Below are 15,949 nucleotides of genomic sequence, written 5' to 3'. Positions count from 1 at the left end.
ATTCCCCCGCCTGCGGCGCAGGGCCAATGCTATTAAGCTGGCAGGCGTTTCGTGACTCCCCACAAACTTAAGGTTGAAAATGAGCCAGCCACGGCATTCTGCTTTCGAATCCACTGTTCCCTCCCATGTCCGCGCGGCCTCTGGCGTGAGCCCGCACAGCGCTTCCAACCGTAAGTTCTGGTCGGGCCTCTCCGGTGCCGTCATGGAGCAGATTGCCGATAATTGGGAGCGCACCCGTGCTGCCTACGCGGAAACGCGCCAACAGCACTACTTCTCTGCGGAATTCCTGCAGGGACGCGCGCTGCTCAATAACCTCACCAACTTGGGTCTTGTTGACGATGCCAAGACCGCGGCCAAGGCAACCGATCACGAGCTGAGCGATGTCCTCGAAGCCGAGCATGATGCCGCGCTCGGCAACGGCGGCCTCGGACGCCTTGCCGCCTGCTTCCTCGATTCCGCTGTCACTCAGGACTACCCCGTAACCGGCTATGGCCTTCTCTACCGCTACGGCCTTTTCCGACAGTCCTTTGAGAATGGCTTCCAGAAAGAACAGCCAGATGCGTGGATGGAAAACGGCTATGACTTTGTCATTCGCCGTGCCTCTGAACAGCGCCGCGTCCACTTCGATGACATGGACGTGCGCGCAATTCCCTATGACATGCCTATCACCGGCTACGGGACCGATAACGTAGGCACCCTGCGCCTATGGAAGTCCGAGCCCATCGATGACTTCGATTACGATGCCTTTAACTCCCAGCGCTTTACCGAGGCCATCGTCGAGCGCGAGCGTGTTATGGACATCTGCCGCGTGCTCTACCCCAATGACACCACGTACGAGGGCAAGGTATTGCGCGTGCGCCAGCAGTACTTCTTTGTCTCCGCATCCCTGCAAACCATGGTGGATAACTACATTGCCCAGCACGGCGAGGACCTCACCGGTTTTGCGCAGTACAACTCCATCCAGCTCAATGACACTCACCCAGTGCTCGCCATCCCAGAGCTCTTGCGCATATTGCTCGATGACCATGGTCTGAGCTGGGATGCGGCGTGGAAAATCGTCACCGAGACCTTCGCCTACACCAACCACACCGTGCTCGCAGAGGCACTGGAGAGCTGGGAAGTGTCCATCTTCCAAAAGCTGTTCTGGCGCATCTGGCAGTTGGTGGAAGAAATCGATCGCCGCTTCCGCGAAGATATGGCCCATCGCGGCCTGGATCAGGGTCGCATTGACTACATGGCGCCGGTGTCCAACGGACAGGTTCACATGGCCTGGATCGCCTGCTACGCCGCTTACTCCATTAACGGTGTCGCCGCCCTGCATACCGAAATCATCAAGGCCGATACGCTGTCCGAATGGCATGAGCTCTGGCCAGAAAAATTCAACAATAAGACCAATGGCGTCACCCCGCGCCGCTGGCTGAAGATGTGCAACCCCCGCCTGGCAGAACTGCTCACCCAGCAGGCTGGTTCCGATGCGTGGGTTACTGACCTCACCCAGCTGGCCAGACTCGCCGATAAGGCCGACGATGCTGACCTACTACGAGAACTGATCGCCATCAAGCAGGCCAATAAGCGCGACTTTGCGCAGTGGGTAAACGACCACCAAGACGCTGAAATCGACCCTGATTCCATCTTTGACGTGCAGATTAAGCGCTTGCACGAGTACAAGCGCCAGCTGATGAACGCCCTCTACGTCCTTGACCTCTACTTCCGCATCAAGGACGAGGGCGAAACCGTGCCGAAGCGTACTTTCATCTTTGGTGCCAAGGCCGCGCCGGGCTACGACCGCGCCAAGGCGATTATTAAGCTCATCAACACCATCGCAGACCTGATTAATAACGACCCGGACACCAAGGACATCATCCGCGTCGTCTTCGTAGAGAATTACAACGTCTCCCCCGCAGAGCACATCATCCCAGCCGCTGATATCTCCGAGCAGATTTCTGTGGCTGGCAAGGAAGCCTCCGGCACGTCCAATATGAAGTTCATGATGAATGGTGCACTGACCTTGGGCACCATGGATGGAGCAAACGTAGAAATCGTCGAGGCGGTTGGCGAGGACAACGCTTATATCTTCGGCGCCCGCAATGAGGAGTTGCCGCAGCTGCGCGCCGAGTACAACCCGGGCGAGCTTTACCAGAGCGTGCCAGGCTTGGCCCGCGTACTGGATGCGCTTGTCGACAGCACCCTGGGCGCAAACAATGCCGGTATCTTCGGCGATCTGCGCGCCTCGCTTCTCGACGGCTTCGGGGAGCACGCCCAAGACCAGTACTACGTCCTAGGTGACTTCGCCGACTACCGCGAGACCCGCGACCGCATGGCCGCAGAGTATAAAGAGGACGAGCTTGCGTGGGCAAAGAAGGCGTGGCTAAATATCTGTTATTCCGGTCGTTTCTCCTCGGACCGAACCATCGCGGACTACGCGAACGAGGTGTGGAAGATCCAGCCGACCCCGATTTCCCAGCGCTAAGAAAAGGTCCTGCCCTTCGCTTCCACGGCGAAGGGCAGGACCTTTAGGTAAGGCGGTGTGCCTGATTCTGTTTAGCGCAGGTCCACGCGCTTGAGCTGCTCATAAATGGGCTTCAAGTCAATGTTAAGCACGCCCATCTGCGTAGCTAGGAAACCGAGTCCACCAACGACAGCGCCCAAGATTCCTAGGCCTGTAGCTAGGCCTGCGGCAAATTCCTTGCTGCTGCCTTCCTTGCCGGCGTCATCGGACGGGTTGGCAGCGTCTTCTGGCTGCTCTGGGTCGTCTGCTTGGCCGGTGCCATCGTTCCACCACTCATCAAAGGTCAAGTTGGCTACCAGGGTGTTGTCGATGTAGTCACCGCGGACCGAATCGGTCCCAAAGATACGGGCCATGATGTCCCCGGAGCCGGCGCCCTTGAAGAAGAACGGCACCAACTGGTTGGTGTGCTGACCGGAGTACCAACCGTGGCGAGCAACCTTGCCCTTCTCACCTTCCATAGCGTTGAAGCGGTTATCCGCCTCAGGGTTATCCTCAGTCGGAGCCTCGTTCGCACCGGAGAGATAGCCGGTTTCGTGGTCTGCGGTAACAACCAGCAGGGTCTCCTCCCAGGAAGAATTCTCCTCGACCCATTTGATGGCGGCATCGACCGATTTGTTGAAGTCCTGGGTTTCTTCGATATCGCGCACCGGGTTATTGCCGTGTCCGGCCCAGTCGATGGCACCACCCTCGATCATGACGGAGAATCCATCTTCATCCTGTCCCAGTGCGTTGAGTGCGCCGGTGGTCATGGTGGGGAGATCCACGACGTCGTTAAGCGGATCAGAGTACGGCTCCTTCGCCTCGCCAGAGCGGGAGTTCTGCAAGGTGGATCCTACCTGTGCGATACCCCAGTACTTCTGATCCGGCTTGACGTCGCCTTCCGCCATCTTCTTGAAGTCATCGTTGGACTCAAAGTAGTTCCAGTCGGTCTCGCCAGCGGAAAGCTTGGCGTAGTCCTCCTCATACATGAAGCTGTAATCCGGAGTATCGACCTTTTGGTGGTCATTGTCGTAGAACGGGTGACCAGCTGCCATGACCACGTCGAGGTCGCTGCCAAGCATCTCGCGGCTGATGTCCGGCAACTTATTGCGGTCCATGTTGTGCGCGGCCCACGCCGCCGGAGTGGCTTCGGAATAGAGAGTGTCTGATGGTTTGTGTGTGGGTTCCCAACCTGCATAAGGAGATAAGCCAGAATGACTACTGTGACAAGACGAGATCCGGCTGATAAGGCCAAGATTGATGCGATTGAAAAGAAGTTGCTTGCTAACCCAGAAATCGCGAAACTGATTGATGACCTAGGCACGTCCACGACGGATGCCAATGACCTGGTTCGCGGCATGTTACAGGCCTCGATTACCAGAGGCCTCAACGCTGAAATGGATGCCCACCTGGGCTACGAGTCTGGCGACAGGAGCGCTAAAGCTGCTGCTGGGACAGACAATCACCGCAACGGGTCGTATCCAAAGACTGTGGATTCTAACTACGGGCCAGTTGCCGTTGATGTCCCGAGAGATCGGGCTGGAACATTCTTGCCAACTATGGTCCCTAAAGGTTCTAGGCGCTTGACTGATGTCGATGACATGATTGTCAGCTTGTACGCCGGTGGGATGACAATTAGGGATATCCAGCATCATATGGCAACGGCGATGCGTGTTGATATTTCTCATGAGACGATTTCCGCAGTCACCGATGCCGTCCTCGATGAGGTCATGGTCTGGCAAAACCGCCAGCTAGACGAGTTCTACCCGGTCATTTTCCTGGACGCGCTGCGCATTAAAATCCGCGATGGCGGCCTAGTGGTCAATAAGTCCGCGTACATGGCAATCGGCGTGGCTCTCGACGGTATCAAGCACTTTTTGGAATCGTGGATTGCCAAAGAAGAAAGCGCTTCATCCTGGGCGCAAGTATGCGCCAATCTTTCTAACCGTGGGGTTAAAGACGTCTTTATCGTTTGCTGTAACGGGTTCAAAGGCTTGCCGGAAGAAGTAAAGGCAACCTGGCCGAACTCTATGGTGCAAACCTGTATCGTGCACCTGATTCGTGCCGCTAACCGATGGGTAGCCTACAGGGATCGCCGGGGCGTATCGGCCGCGTTGAAAAAGATTTACACCGCCACGGACGAGTCCACAGCTCAGGCTGCCTTAGACGAATTTGAAGCCTCTGAATTGGCAGAAAAGTATCCACGCTCAGTCAAAGTCTGGCGAGATGCATGGGCGCGTTTCGTACCGTTTCTCCAGTTCCCACCAGCAGCCAGCAAGGTCATTTACACGAAGAATTCGATTGAATCATTCAACAATGAACTGCGGAAAGCTACCCGCAACAGGGTGCAGTTCACTAACAATGAATCAGCGCTCAAGACGCTATGGTTGATGATCTGCAATATCGAAGACAGACGAGCTGCCAAGAGAGCGAAGCAGGGCAAACGAGTCTCAGCGACAACCGGCAGACTCATGGAAGGGACCCGAGTTTCCGGCTGGAAACAAGCCATTAACCAAATGGCCGTGGCCTACCCCGACAGCTTCGACAAATACCTATAAACCTAGCCCCACACACAAACAACTTGACACCCTCCGAACAAGCAAGCATTGATAGATGCAGGTCTGCACTACATTTTGTCGGTGAAACCCCACCGTGCCTGAGGTGATTGAAACCTGGCGGCGGGAAATCCCTGGTGAAGCCTACGCCCACGGCCAGATCTGGACACAAGCCTCGGCAAGCGATGCGCGCAAACACACAACCCCGAATACGGTGACCCACTTCCAGTACTCCTATGATCGGGCCAGACGCGGCCTGCGCGGAATCAAAGAGCAAGTCGCAAAAGCCAAACGCGCTGTTGACGGCGAAATCGCCATTAAGCGCAACCGCTATTTCGATCTTTCCACCCCGAACAAGAAGGTCAACTACGCTCTTGCTGCCAAACACCGAGCCCTAGCCGGAATTAAAGGCTATGAAACCGACCTGACCGCTCTTCCCGCCCAGGAGGTTATCGGGCATTACCGCAGGCTATTCCACATTGAAAATGTCGTATCGGATGTCGAAATCAGACCTGAAAGCACGCCCAATCTATGCGAGGAAACAAAACTCGATCACAGCACATCTCAATATTGTGATGGCAGCACTAGCCGTGACCCACCTGATGGAGACCCGCAGTGGTCACTTCATCAAACGCCTCGTGAGAACACTCAAGAAATACCGCAGCTTTCAACTCGTCGTTGGCGGCGAAACCATTCACGCCGCCGTACCATTCCCGCCCGACCTCACTGCCACCATCCAAGTAATCACCGGCCGCGAACTTCCGCACAAAATTGGCCTAAGTCAGGTTAGAAGGGAATCAGCACACCGTCTCGTGGGATTCGTGCTCTGGGTGCTCAATCTGGATGGTGGAGTGCTCGATACCGTGTTCGCGCAGGGCCTGCTGGGCGGCATCCAACAGCGGGCCGGTGCCGACGGTGCCGTCGCGCACGATATGCACGGTCGTGAGCACGTTCACGCCGTCCAGGCTCCACAGGTGCAGGTCGTGGATGTCAGCAACGCCCTCGACCTGCCGCAGCGCGGGCTCGATCGCACTGGCGTCGAAGTCCGCCGGGACTTGCTCGAGCAGCACGCTCGCCGAAAGCCGCATGAGCTGCCAGGCGCGCGGCAGCACCATCGCCGCGATCGCTAGGGAGGCGATCACGTCCGCCGCCACAAACCCCGTGGTCAGTACCACGATGCCGGCTACGATTACTGCGACCGAGCCGAGCATATCCACTAACACGTGCAAGAACGCGCCCTCCACGTTGATCGAGGATTTGCGGTGCCGGTGCAGAACCCACGCCGATAGCGCATTCGCCACCAGGCCGATCACCGCGATGATCAGCATCGTTTTTCCCTGCACTTCGGCCGGGCTCTGCAGGCGGCGCACCGCCTCGACGACAATCCACACCGAGATCGCCAGCACCATCACTGCGTTCGCCAGTGCAGCAAGCACCTCCACTCGTCGGTAGCCGTACGTGGCCTGAGCCGATGCTTGTCGGCGCCCAACCAACACCGCTAACACCGCGATGATCAACCCCGCAGCGTCGGAAAGCATGTGCATCGCATCCGCCATCAGCGCCATCGAACCCGCCAACCAGCCGCCGATCAGCTCCGCGAAGAAGACGGTGCCGGTAATGCCTAGCGCAATCAAGAGTGCGCGCAGCGGCGTGCTGGAGTGATCGTGGTCGTGGTGCTCGTGTGCCATGCACTCAGCCTATCCCCGTCGACGCTTATTGACAATTAAATGAAAATGGATGGCGGTAAGCGCAGCCACTGAGGCCAAGTCGGCCTGATTTAGGTCATTGTGCAGTTGTCCTTTGAATGTGTAGAGAAGCTGAAACATGAACAACCAAAAAGTACTGCAGCCGCATGTCAGGAAAGCAACCGCTGAGTGTACTCGAGGTAAATATAAATCTACATTTGTATAAATGTATATAGAAAAGCGCCGCGACCCGTGGAACGTGTTAAAGGGTGGGTCGCGGCGCTCGTGCCAAAAATCTACTTCTTGGTTTCACCCAACAAGTGACACTGAATCATGTTGGTATTGCCGGCAATTCCTGGAGGGGTACCAGCAATGACGACAATCATGTCGCCTTCTTCATACCTGTCCATCTCCAGCAATGCATCATCGATGGCTTCCATCATGTCATCGGTGGACTTAACGTGCGGGCTCAAGAAGGTCTCAGCACCCCACGTCAAAGCCAGCTGGGAGCGAACCGCTGGGTCCGGCGTAAACGCCAACAGCGGAAGCTGGGAGCGCAGGCGAGCCACTCGCTTAGCGGTATCGCCGGAGGTAGTAAAGGCTACGATGGCCTTTGCATTGAGGCGCTCGGCAATGTCGCGGGCGGAATAGGACACCACACCACGCTTGGTGCGCGGAACGTGAGTCAGCGGTGGCACCTTGCCACCATCTTCAGCATTAGCCACGATCTTGGACATGGTGCGCACGACGTTCTGCGGGTCAATACCCACGGAAGTCTCACCAGAGAGCATAACGGCGTCAGCGCCATCGAGAACGGCGTTAGCCACGTCGGAAGCCTCTGCACGGGTCGGGCGCAGGTTAGAAATCATGGAATCCAGCATCTGGGTAGCCACGATGACCGGCTTAGCGTTCTCGCGAGCAATCTGGATAGCGCGCTTCTGGAACAGCGGCACGCGCTCCAGCGGCACCTCAACACCTAGGTCGCCACGGGCAATCATGATGGCATCGAATGCCAGCACGATGGACTCGAGCGCGTCTACTGCCTCAGGCTTTTCCAGCTTCGCAATGACCGGAACGCGGCGACCCTCTTCGTCCATAATCTCATGGACCTTATCCACATCTGCTGGGGAGCGGACAAAGGACAGTGCCACGAGGTCAACGCCGAGCTTCAAAGCGAAGCGCAGGTCGGCGATATCCTTTTCCGACAAAGCCGGCACGGAGATATCCATGCCAGGAAGGGAAACGCCCTTGTTATTGGAAACTGGGCCGCCCTCGGTAACCTCACACACGACGTCATTGCCGTCGACTTCCTTACAGACAACGGCGACCTTTCCGTCGTCGATAAGCAGGCGGTCACCCGGCTTGGCGTCCTTGGCCAAGCCCTTATAAGTGGTAGATACTCGGTCGTGGGTGCCTTCGATATCGTCCACGGTAATGCGGACGATTTCACCGTTATCCCACTGCTCCTCGCCGTTAATAAAGCGGCCAAGGCGAATCTTGGGGCCCTGCAGGTCCGCCAAAATACCGACGGCGCGGCCGGTCTTATCAGTAGCCTGGCGCACCCAGTTGTAATTCGCCTCGTGGTCCGCGTGCTCGCCGTGAGACATATTCAAGCGGGCAACGTCCATGCCGTCTTGAACGAGGCGCAAAATGCCATCCTCGCTAGCAACGGCAGGGCCGAGAGTACAGACAATCTTTGTTCTTCTATCCAGCATTATTGGCCTATTCCGTCGGGGAAACTGAACACTCCCCAACCTACTCCTTCGTATGGATTGCGGCCACAATTTTGGACCCCTATTTTCCGAACGGACACTCAAAAATGCCCCAAACCCCACACAATCAAACCTATTCGGAAATACTGGGGTAGAACCTACGTTGCTGCAGAGTCCGGATGCTGCCCCTCAGGTACCGCGCTACCATCGCCACCCCCGTTACTATCGCGGCGCTCGGCCCAATACTTAGGATCTACCTCTGCGGGAGATTCTGGGCCTTGGCGGCGCCTATCAAGCAAGAAAAAGACGACCGCAGAGATGATGAAAATCACCAGGGAGACGATGATATTCACGCGCAGCCCGAAGATATGGGTAGCTTCATCGGAACGCATTCCTTCGATAAAGAACCGGCCCAACGTATAGCCCATGACGTAGAGGGCAAAGACTCGTCCGTGCCCCAACTTCCATGCCTTGTGCGCCCACAAGAGGAATAGACATACAAGGACGTTCCACACCAGCTCGTAGAGAAAGGTCGGATGCACCGAAGTCATAACCTCACCCGTGGAGTGCCCGGAAACCGGCGCATAACCGCCGTTGTCATTGACTCGGTAGTAAATATCTAAAGCCCATGGAACGTCGGTCGGGCGCCCGTAGAGTTCTTGGTTAAACCAGTTGCCTAGCCGCCCAATCGCCTGCGCGAGGACCAGGCCCGGGGCCACGGCATCAGCGAAGGGGCCGAGTGGCACCTTCTTCACTTTGAAAAGTATCCACAAGGCCAGCGCGCCGAGAGCAACAGCGCCCCAGATGCCAAGGCCGCCATTGGTAATCTTTAGCGCATCCGCGGGGCTGCAACTATCGCAGAAGTACTTCTGATTATCGGTAATCACGTGGTAGAGCCGCCCGCCAATGATGCCGGCTGGGATAACCACGATGGCAGCATCCCATACTGTGTCTGGGTTGCCGCCGCGAGCGGTATAACGGCGCAAGGTCATGCGCAGGCCGACGATAATGCCCACGATGATGCACAGCGCGTAGGCACGGATGGGAAGTGGCCCCACCTGCCACACGCCCTGCGGCGGAGACGGAATATTTGCAAGAATTTCTGTGTGCACGTAGCCAGTGTGCCTTATCCCCCACCCCGCCAGCTAGTCGGGGTATTACTCTAATTTGCGCGCGGGGCACGCTGGGTGCTGGCCGGCGGCAACCAGCGACCGAGCCAACGCTGTAGGGTCTTGGGCCGCCATGACTGATTCGCCGACGAGCACCGCATCGGCGCCCCGGGAAGCATAGTGAAAAAGGTTGCGCGCGTTGTTTACCCCACCTACTGCAATGCGCAGGATGGATTCGGGCAGGCCCGGGGCAATATCGTTGAACGCCTCACGGTTAATCGCGTCCGAGGCTAAAGACCACGCATTGATGGAGATAACGCTACTTCCAGCCTTAATTGCGCGGTCGACCTCGGCGCAGTTGCGTACCTCGACGATGGCGGTCATACCGAGAGATTCCACGCGGTCTAATAGTGCCTCCAAGCGAGCCTGCTCCAGCAGCTCTACTTGCAGTGGAATAGCATCGGCCCCATAACAGCGGGCCTCATGAATTTGGTAGGGATCTACGATGAGATCTCGTGACATCATGGGCACATCAATCGCTGCGCGGGCAGCCGCCATGTCCTCCAAAGAACCGTGGAAGCGGCGGAAATCAGTCTGGCACGCCATAAGGTGTACGCCGCAGTCTTCAAAGGTGCGGGCCCATTGCGCCATGTGCTCCGCAGAACCAACATGTGCAATCTCGCCGCCGTAGGGAACGGCACGCTTGAGTTCCGTGATAACGGAGCAGCCGGGGCGCAAGAGAGCTGCGCGCACATCCCGGGGAGATTCCATGTCACGCGAGCGTGCCTTTACTTCCTGAAACGACACACGGGACTCCCGCGCAGCGACGTCCTCTAAGACTCCTGCTACTAGGTGGTCAACGGCAATGGGCGTAGGCATCAGCACCTCCCTCCACGGGCGATTGAAATCACACTTAGGTTAACCCGCTCCCGTGCAGTTGCGGAAATTGCACAGACTACGGGGCTATTTTTTATCCATATCAGTGGGATCGATATCACTATCAAGCGCGTCCCACATCACGCGGCCAGAATCAGAGGAGGTTTCCAAATCCTCCTCCAATTTCGCTTGCCGCGCTGCCGGCGTCTCGTATTTGCTAGATGCCTTCACTTTATCCTCGCCTGGGTTGCGAGCTAGCATAACCGCACCAAAAAGAGCCATTGCCGCTCCTACCAGGGCCAGAATCGGCCCCCAGGCATGCACCTCGGTGGAAACCACTGTGGCCCATTGAGAAATTTGCGCGGAATCTACTGCATTCTTATTAGCCGAGGCACCTTGCAGGATCTTCTGCGCGCGCTCAACATCCGCGCCCGCCGTCAGCAAGCTAACCGGGGTCCATGCACTGGCCGCTGCTGCGAGGGCACAAATAATGCCCACTACGCGCCTACCGATGCGGCGCAGAGCCAACCCTGCGACGGCGCCGGCAACCAATACTAGAGTCAAGGCCATAATCTCTAGCGACCATGCCGAACCTATGATGTCATTGGCGGCGGAGCCGGTCTTATCATCTTCGCTGGCAGCAACCACCCACGTGGCACGGGAAGACAGCCACAATACGATGGCTCCTACAGCGATAAGTAGCGGTCCAAGGCGTTTAGCCTTCACGATTGTCCTCCTAGGAGATCTGTGGCGTCAAAGCACGTGCGGTCACCGGTATGGCAGGCGCCGCCACGCTGCCGCACGGTCAGCAGGATAGTATCTCCATCACAGTCAAGGCGAACGCCCAGCACCTCTTGGGTGTGGCCAGAAGTCTCACCCTTGACCCAGTACTCATTGCGCGAGCGCGAAAAATACGTGGCCTTGCGCGTGGCAAGGGTATGCGCCAAAGCATGGTCATCCATCCATGCCATCATCAGCACCTCACCGGACTCAGCCTGGGCAATGGCCGGCACCAAGCCTTGGTCATTGCGCTTGAGCTGCTTGGCGATGCCCCCATCTAGTTCATAGTCGGCCGGGTTACTCATCGGCGCACCTCGTAACCTGCGGCATCTAGGGTGTCCTTTACGTCGCAAATTTCTACCTCACCAAAATGGAAAATGCTTGCGGCCAAAACGGCATCGGCACCGGCCGCAACGGCCGGTGGGAAATCCGCGGCGCTGCCCGCACCGCCAGAAGCGATGATGGGAATAGTCACTGCCTCGCGCACGGCATACAGCAGGTCCACATCAAATCCTTGCTTGGTGCCATCGCCATCCATCGAGTTGAGGAGAATCTCCCCTACTCCGAGTTCCTCGCCACGGCGAGCCCACTCAATGGCGTCTATTCCGGCCGACTTCGTGCCACCATGCGTGGTGACCTCGTAACCAGAGGGCGCAAACTCCTCCCGGCACCGGCGGGCATCAACGGACAGCACGATGCATTGGGTCCCGAAAACCTCGGCCATTTCGCGCAGCACTTCCGGATTCTTAATCGCTGCAGTATTTACGGAAACCTTATCTGCACCGGCGCGCAGTAGCTCCCGGACGTCGTCGACGCTGCGTACCCCGCCGCCGACTGTTAGTGGGATAAATACCTGGTCCGCAGTGCGGCGTACAACCTCTAGCATGGTTGAACGCCCTTGCTTTGAGGCAGATACATCCAAAAATGTAAGTTCGTCAGCGCCTAAGGAGTCATAACGCGCGGCCAACTCCACCGGGTCACCGGCATCGCGCAGGTTTTCAAAGTTAACGCCCTTGACCACCCGGCCTTGGTCCACGTCTAGGCAGGGGATAACACGTACGGCTACAGCCATATCGGCCGCCTCCTTTGTGAGAATGAAGTCTTAGCGGTGAAAGGAACCGCTATGACGGGACAGGATGTCCACGATAGTGGCATGGACCTGCGGGGTACCTGCGACCAAGCCACGCGACTGCGCAGTCCACGGATTTCCTTCCGGATCAGTCACTACTCCGCCGGCGGTTTGAATTTGCAGTGCACCAGCGGCGTTATCCCACGGGTGTGGGGAGAAGTTAATCGCGCCATCAAATACGCCCTGCGCAACAAAGGCATTATCCAGCCCCACTGAACCGGTCATCCGCGGGCGCAGGCCGGTTTCGCGCAGCTCGTGGAAGATCTCAGTGGGCAGATGAGAAGAGCAGCCCACGTGTCCGCGCGCTTCATCGAAGCCCATCGCGTCCTCCCCACCGCCGAAGCCAGTAGCAGGCCCGCCTACTGAGCGCAGAGGAGAGCCATCGCAAGTGACCAAACGTCGCCCCAATAATGGGAAATCAGACACCGCTACAACAGGTGCGCCCTTATGGATGAGCGCCACCAAGATGCCGGCTAAAGGGTTTCCAGCGGAGTAATTTGCGGTGCCATCAATCGGATCTACTACCCAGACGGTATCTAGCACGCTGCCGCCGGATTCTTCTCCGTACACTGGGATGCCGGTCATTTGAGTCAAAATATCCCGCAGCTGTTGCTCGATGACGAGATCTACCTCGGTGGCAAAATCTCCCTGCCCTTTAAAGCGGGCGGGCTGCGCACCGAGGCCGGAACGAAAAATGGGTTCTACTTGGTCTACGGCCGCCTCCGCGAAGGCCACCAACTCGCGGGGTTCCATCATGGCTTAGTTGTCCTCAGGGTCGAACGGGTCAATGGTTTCTTCCGCCGGCAGCGGCTCTACCTCGGCCACTGCTGTGAGAGCTTCTTCGAGGCTGAATTTCCCCTCGTAGAGGGCTTTTCCAATAATGGCGGAATCAATGCCCTCATTTTCATAGAGAGCAAGCTCGCGCAGGTCTTCCACGCTAGAGATACCACCGGAGGCGGTGATTTTAGCTTCCGTAGCCATGGCGACCTCGCGCAGCAGCTCGATATTCGGTCCGCTTAGCGTGCCGTCTTTAGATACGTCTGTCACCACAAAGCGCTGGCATCCGGCAGCATCGAGGCGCTCGAGCACCTCCCACAGGTCGCCGCCATCGGAAACCCAACCATTGCCCGCAGTGCGCCACTCGCCGCCTTCCTCGCGCACGGCGAGATCCACGGCAACCTTATCGCCATAGCGCGCAAGGATATCTTCTATCCATTCCGGCTGTTCAAGAGCAGCGGTGCCAATATTAATGCGCTGCGCGCCGGTAGCCAGTGCTTGCTCTACTGCGGCATCGTCTCGGATGCCGCCACTAAGTTCCACGTTTATGCCCAGCTCTGCGGTGATATTCGCCATCTGCTCGTGGTTGGAACCGCGGCCGAATGCCGCATCCAAGTCCACAAAATGCAGCCATTGCGCGCCGTGGGACTGCCACTTCAATGCGGCATCGCGCGGCGCACCGTAGGAGGTTTCGGTGCCTGCTTCGCCTTTGTCCAAGCGCACCGCTTGACCTTGAGAGACATCAACTGCGGGCAAGAGCGTAAAAGTCATAGTCATCATCCTACCTAGAGCGTGCGCATCCAGTTTTCCAAAAGCTGTGCGCCAGCGTCCCCGGATTTTTCCGGGTGGAATTGGGTCGCCCACAAAGCGCCATTTTCCACCGCCGCGACAAACCTATCACCCGCGTGCTCGGCCCAGCTGACCAAGGGTGGACGGGTGATTTCCATTTCCAACTCCCAGCGGCGGACGCCATAGGAATGCACAAAATAGAACCGCTCGTCTTCGGACAAGCCTGCAAACATATCGCTGCCGACGGGAACCGCAACGGTATTCCACCCCATATGCGGCAGGACTGTAGAGTGAAGTTTTTCAACGGTGCCGGGCCACTCGCCGCAGCCGGTGGAATTGATGTTGTGCTCCACCCCGACGTCGAAAAGCACCTGCATACCTACGCAAATACCCAGCACTGGCCGCTCCCCTGCCAGGCGCTGGCCGATGACCCTTGGCCCCTGAACCTCGTTTAGCCCGCGCATACATGCGTCAAAAGCGCCAACGCCGGGGACAAGCAGACCGTCTGCGTCCACCGCTGCTTTGGGATCCGCAGTCACGGCAACTTCCGCGCCTACTCGCTCCAGCGCGCGCTGTGCCGAGCGCACATTGCCCGCGCCGTAATCCAATAATGCGACCGTCTTTGCCATGGGCTATACCTTACGCATGCGACGCAGACGCGTTCGGATATCGTTGGTTTCACTCACGCGGGTGCGCCCAAGGATAAAATCTGCCAGCGTCATTAGTACGCCAACGCCGAGGATAGCCACACCGGCGCCAAACGCCCCCGCGTAGCCGTAGCCGGCAACCAACGCACCCAAAAGGGTCGAGCCCAAGCCGGTGCCGCCATCATAGAAGATATTCCAAATGGCCGAAGCCTCCGAGACACGCTCGCGCGGTAGACGGTCAAACATCGACAACAGGGCTTCATTTTGGGCAATGCCAAAGGCCCCGCCGAATAGGAAGGCACCCAGCACAAGCCACCACACGGAGCCGTCGAGGTAGAGCGGGACGGCGATGGCGAGCACACCCACAATGGCCATGATCTGGCTGGGGATATACAACCGGCCGGGAGTGCCCACGCGGTCTGCCACCATGCCGGCGAAGTAGCGGAAAATCATGGCCGCGCCACCCACGATGGACAGCATGATGCCGGCAAGGCTGGCGCCACGCTCTGCATCTAGTTCCTGCACCGCCGGCGGCAGGAAGGACGACACGGCGCCGTAGCTCATGGAGAAAGTCGTTAACGCTAGTGCAGGCACTGCCACCAGCTTCCACGTGGGAACGCGGATTAGGTTGGGCTCGTCTTCGGTATCAGAAGCCAGCGTGACCTTTATCTTGGGAATGCGCAAGCACAAACCAAAGCCCACGAAGCCAATGATGCCGGCAGTGATATACGTCGAGGCATAACCCAGCTTTTCCGCCATGACCAAGCCCAAGGGCAAAAAGACCATTTGGCCTAGTCCCGTAAACACACCGATCATGCCGGTGGCCTTGCCCAAAAGGCGAACAGGTGCCAACTCGGCAATAAGCGCAGACTCGGAAACGGTCAGCGCGCCAAAGCCCACCCCGCGCAAAGCGGAAAAGAGTAGGACAACCCAAGCATCTGTTCCCAAAAGATGTCCGAAGGCAGGGACGCCCAAGGTAAAGGCGGAAAGTGCCATCACGCGGCGATAGCCCCAACGGCGCAAAAGCCACGGGGAAATGATCTGCGTAAGCACGGTAAAGGCCATGAAGATGCCGGTGGATGAGCCCGCCAAAGTAGCTGAGCCGCCGGAATCAATGACAGCGAGCGGCACCACCGGAAGGAGGATGGACCAAGCGCCGAAAGCAGCGGCAATGGCCATCATAGTGGCGGTATAGCCCGGGATCTTCCAAATATTAGTCTCTTGGGTTTTGCTCACTTACCAAACGCTCCTACCATCCACGAAATTGCTGCTACCACGGTAATTGCGGCCAAAAGGGAGGCTACTACTGTCATTGCCTTCGACCCCTGTTGGTAGGCAGTCCATGCACCGCCTACTAACATGCCTGCCACGAGGAAAAGAACCAAGATCATAACATGCATGC

General features: G+C 57.7%; 15 protein-coding genes and 1 pseudogene. 3 read left to right on the top strand and 13 right to left on the bottom strand.

What is annotated here, in order from left to right; translation table 11 throughout:
* The first annotated feature begins 79 nt into the window (after nucleotides 1-79).
* Nucleotides 80-2,470, top strand: coding sequence for a glycogen/starch/alpha-glucan phosphorylase (locus WMP97_RS00995; RefSeq protein ID WP_248098821.1), 2,391 nt, complete (start codon nucleotides 80-82; stop codon nucleotides 2,468-2,470).
* Between the two features lie 71 nt (nucleotides 2,471-2,541).
* Here the strand turns inward: WMP97_RS00995 and WMP97_RS00990 are convergent, their stop codons facing one another.
* Complete coding sequence (locus WMP97_RS00990; protein WP_255342550.1) at nucleotides 2,542-3,726, bottom strand: alkaline phosphatase; 1,185 nt, start codon at nucleotides 3,724-3,726, stop codon at nucleotides 2,542-2,544.
* On the opposite strand from WMP97_RS00990, the gene WMP97_RS00985 reads away from it, so the two are divergent.
* Both WMP97_RS00985 and WMP97_RS00980 read left to right on the top strand, forming a co-directional pair.
* Nucleotides 3,703-5,046 carry an IS256 family transposase gene (locus tag WMP97_RS00985; protein ID WP_023021258.1) on the top strand — a complete coding sequence of 448 codons (1,344 nt, stop codon included), beginning with the start codon at nucleotides 3,703-3,705 and terminating at the stop codon, nucleotides 5,044-5,046. The genes WMP97_RS00990 and WMP97_RS00985 overlap by 24 nt on opposite strands.
* A 36-nt stretch (nucleotides 5,047-5,082) precedes the next feature.
* Nucleotides 5,083-5,810, top strand: a pseudogene (locus tag WMP97_RS00980) (IS1634 family transposase); the annotation flags it as partial.
* 30 nt (nucleotides 5,811-5,840) lie between these two features.
* Here the strand turns inward: WMP97_RS00980 and WMP97_RS00975 are convergent.
* The 12 genes from WMP97_RS00975 to WMP97_RS00920 all read right to left on the bottom strand — a co-directional run bounded on the left by WMP97_RS00975 (nucleotide 5,841) and on the right by WMP97_RS00920 (nucleotide 15,938).
* Nucleotides 5,841-6,731 (bottom strand): cation diffusion facilitator family transporter, encoded by an 891-nt coding sequence (locus WMP97_RS00975; protein ID WP_005328806.1) that lies wholly within the window; start codon nucleotides 6,729-6,731, stop codon nucleotides 5,841-5,843.
* 293 nt (nucleotides 6,732-7,024) lie between these two features.
* The gene (gene pyk / locus WMP97_RS00970; protein ID WP_248099936.1) at nucleotides 7,025-8,440 is read right to left on the bottom strand and encodes a pyruvate kinase; all 1,416 of its coding nucleotides are present in this window, start codon (nucleotides 8,438-8,440) and stop codon (nucleotides 7,025-7,027) included.
* A 158-nt stretch (nucleotides 8,441-8,598) separates the two neighbouring features.
* Nucleotides 8,599-9,552 carry a prolipoprotein diacylglyceryl transferase gene (lgt, locus tag WMP97_RS00965; RefSeq protein WP_340439636.1) on the bottom strand — a complete coding sequence of 318 codons (954 nt, stop codon included), beginning with the start codon at nucleotides 9,550-9,552 and terminating at the stop codon, nucleotides 8,599-8,601.
* A gap of 45 nt (nucleotides 9,553-9,597) precedes the next feature.
* On the bottom strand, nucleotides 9,598-10,428 hold the full coding sequence (locus WMP97_RS00960; protein WP_023021255.1) for an indole-3-glycerol phosphate synthase TrpC: 831 nt from the start codon (nucleotides 10,426-10,428) through the stop codon (nucleotides 9,598-9,600).
* Between the two features lie 84 nt (nucleotides 10,429-10,512).
* Nucleotides 10,513-11,151 (bottom strand): TIGR02234 family membrane protein, encoded by a 639-nt coding sequence (locus WMP97_RS00955; RefSeq protein ID WP_023021254.1) that lies wholly within the window; start codon nucleotides 11,149-11,151, stop codon nucleotides 10,513-10,515.
* On the bottom strand, nucleotides 11,148-11,510 hold the full coding sequence (hisI, locus tag WMP97_RS00950; RefSeq protein WP_023021253.1) for a phosphoribosyl-AMP cyclohydrolase: 363 nt from the start codon (nucleotides 11,508-11,510) through the stop codon (nucleotides 11,148-11,150). Before hisI ends, WMP97_RS00955 begins: the two co-directional genes overlap by 4 nt.
* Nucleotides 11,507-12,277: an imidazole glycerol phosphate synthase subunit HisF gene (hisF, locus tag WMP97_RS00945; protein WP_023021252.1), complete on the bottom strand. Its 771-nt coding sequence runs from the start codon at nucleotides 12,275-12,277 to the stop codon at nucleotides 11,507-11,509. Before hisF ends, hisI begins: the two co-directional genes overlap by 4 nt.
* A gap of 30 nt (nucleotides 12,278-12,307) precedes the next feature.
* On the bottom strand, nucleotides 12,308-13,090 hold the full coding sequence (locus WMP97_RS00940) for an inositol monophosphatase family protein (RefSeq protein ID WP_023021251.1): 783 nt from the start codon (nucleotides 13,088-13,090) through the stop codon (nucleotides 12,308-12,310).
* A gap of 3 nt (nucleotides 13,091-13,093) precedes the next feature.
* The gene (priA, locus tag WMP97_RS00935; protein WP_023021250.1) at nucleotides 13,094-13,882 is read right to left on the bottom strand and encodes a bifunctional 1-(5-phosphoribosyl)-5-((5-phosphoribosylamino)methylideneamino)imidazole-4-carboxamide isomerase/phosphoribosylanthranilate isomerase PriA; all 789 of its coding nucleotides are present in this window, start codon (nucleotides 13,880-13,882) and stop codon (nucleotides 13,094-13,096) included.
* A 14-nt stretch (nucleotides 13,883-13,896) separates the two neighbouring features.
* Nucleotides 13,897-14,529, bottom strand: a complete 633-nt coding sequence (gene hisH, locus WMP97_RS00930) for an imidazole glycerol phosphate synthase subunit HisH (protein ID WP_340439635.1) — start codon at nucleotides 14,527-14,529, stop codon at nucleotides 13,897-13,899.
* Nucleotides 14,530-14,532: 3 nt separating this feature from the next.
* Nucleotides 14,533-15,783 (bottom strand): MFS transporter, encoded by a 1,251-nt coding sequence (locus WMP97_RS00925; protein ID WP_023021248.1) that lies wholly within the window; start codon nucleotides 15,781-15,783, stop codon nucleotides 14,533-14,535.
* A complete protein-coding gene (locus WMP97_RS00920) occupies nucleotides 15,780-15,938 on the bottom strand; it encodes a hypothetical protein (protein WP_198010475.1) in 159 nt (52 codons plus the stop codon). The genes WMP97_RS00925 and WMP97_RS00920 overlap by 4 nt, the downstream gene beginning before the upstream one ends.
* Between the last annotated feature and the right edge of the window lie 11 nt (nucleotides 15,939-15,949).

Origin of the sequence: Corynebacterium sp. KPL4072 (assembly GCF_037908395.1) — a bacterium.
In the GTDB taxonomy this organism is placed as follows: domain Bacteria; phylum Actinomycetota; class Actinomycetes; order Mycobacteriales; family Mycobacteriaceae; genus Corynebacterium; species Corynebacterium kefirresidentii.
Note: the sequence above shows the minus strand (reverse complement) of the source record. Positions and strands in the feature narration are given on the sequence as shown.

Excerpts from the sequence above, each read along its gene's own strand:
- WMP97_RS00995 (WP_248098821.1), top strand. The coding sequence starts at position 80 with ATGAGCCAGCCACGGCATTCTGCTTTCGAATCCACTGTTCCCTCCCAT.
- WMP97_RS00985 (WP_023021258.1), top strand. The coding sequence starts at position 3,703 with ATGACTACTGTGACAAGACGAGATCCGGCTGATAAGGCCAAGATTGAT.
- WMP97_RS00975 (WP_005328806.1), bottom strand. The coding sequence starts at position 6,731 with ATGGCACACGAGCACCACGACCACGATCACTCCAGCACGCCGCTGCGC.
- WMP97_RS00960 (WP_023021255.1), bottom strand. The coding sequence starts at position 10,428 with ATGCCTACGCCCATTGCCGTTGACCACCTAGTAGCAGGAGTCTTAGAG.
- hisI (WP_023021253.1), bottom strand. The coding sequence starts at position 11,510 with ATGAGTAACCCGGCCGACTATGAACTAGATGGGGGCATCGCCAAGCAG.
- hisF (WP_023021252.1), bottom strand. The coding sequence starts at position 12,277 with ATGGCTGTAGCCGTACGTGTTATCCCCTGCCTAGACGTGGACCAAGGC.
- WMP97_RS00940 (WP_023021251.1), bottom strand. The coding sequence starts at position 13,090 with ATGATGGAACCCCGCGAGTTGGTGGCCTTCGCGGAGGCGGCCGTAGAC.
- priA (WP_023021250.1), bottom strand. The coding sequence starts at position 13,882 with ATGACTTTTACGCTCTTGCCCGCAGTTGATGTCTCTCAAGGTCAAGCG.
- hisH (WP_340439635.1), bottom strand. The coding sequence starts at position 14,529 with ATGGCAAAGACGGTCGCATTATTGGATTACGGCGCGGGCAATGTGCGC.
- WMP97_RS00920 (WP_198010475.1), bottom strand. The coding sequence starts at position 15,938 with ATGATCTTGGTTCTTTTCCTCGTGGCAGGCATGTTAGTAGGCGGTGCA.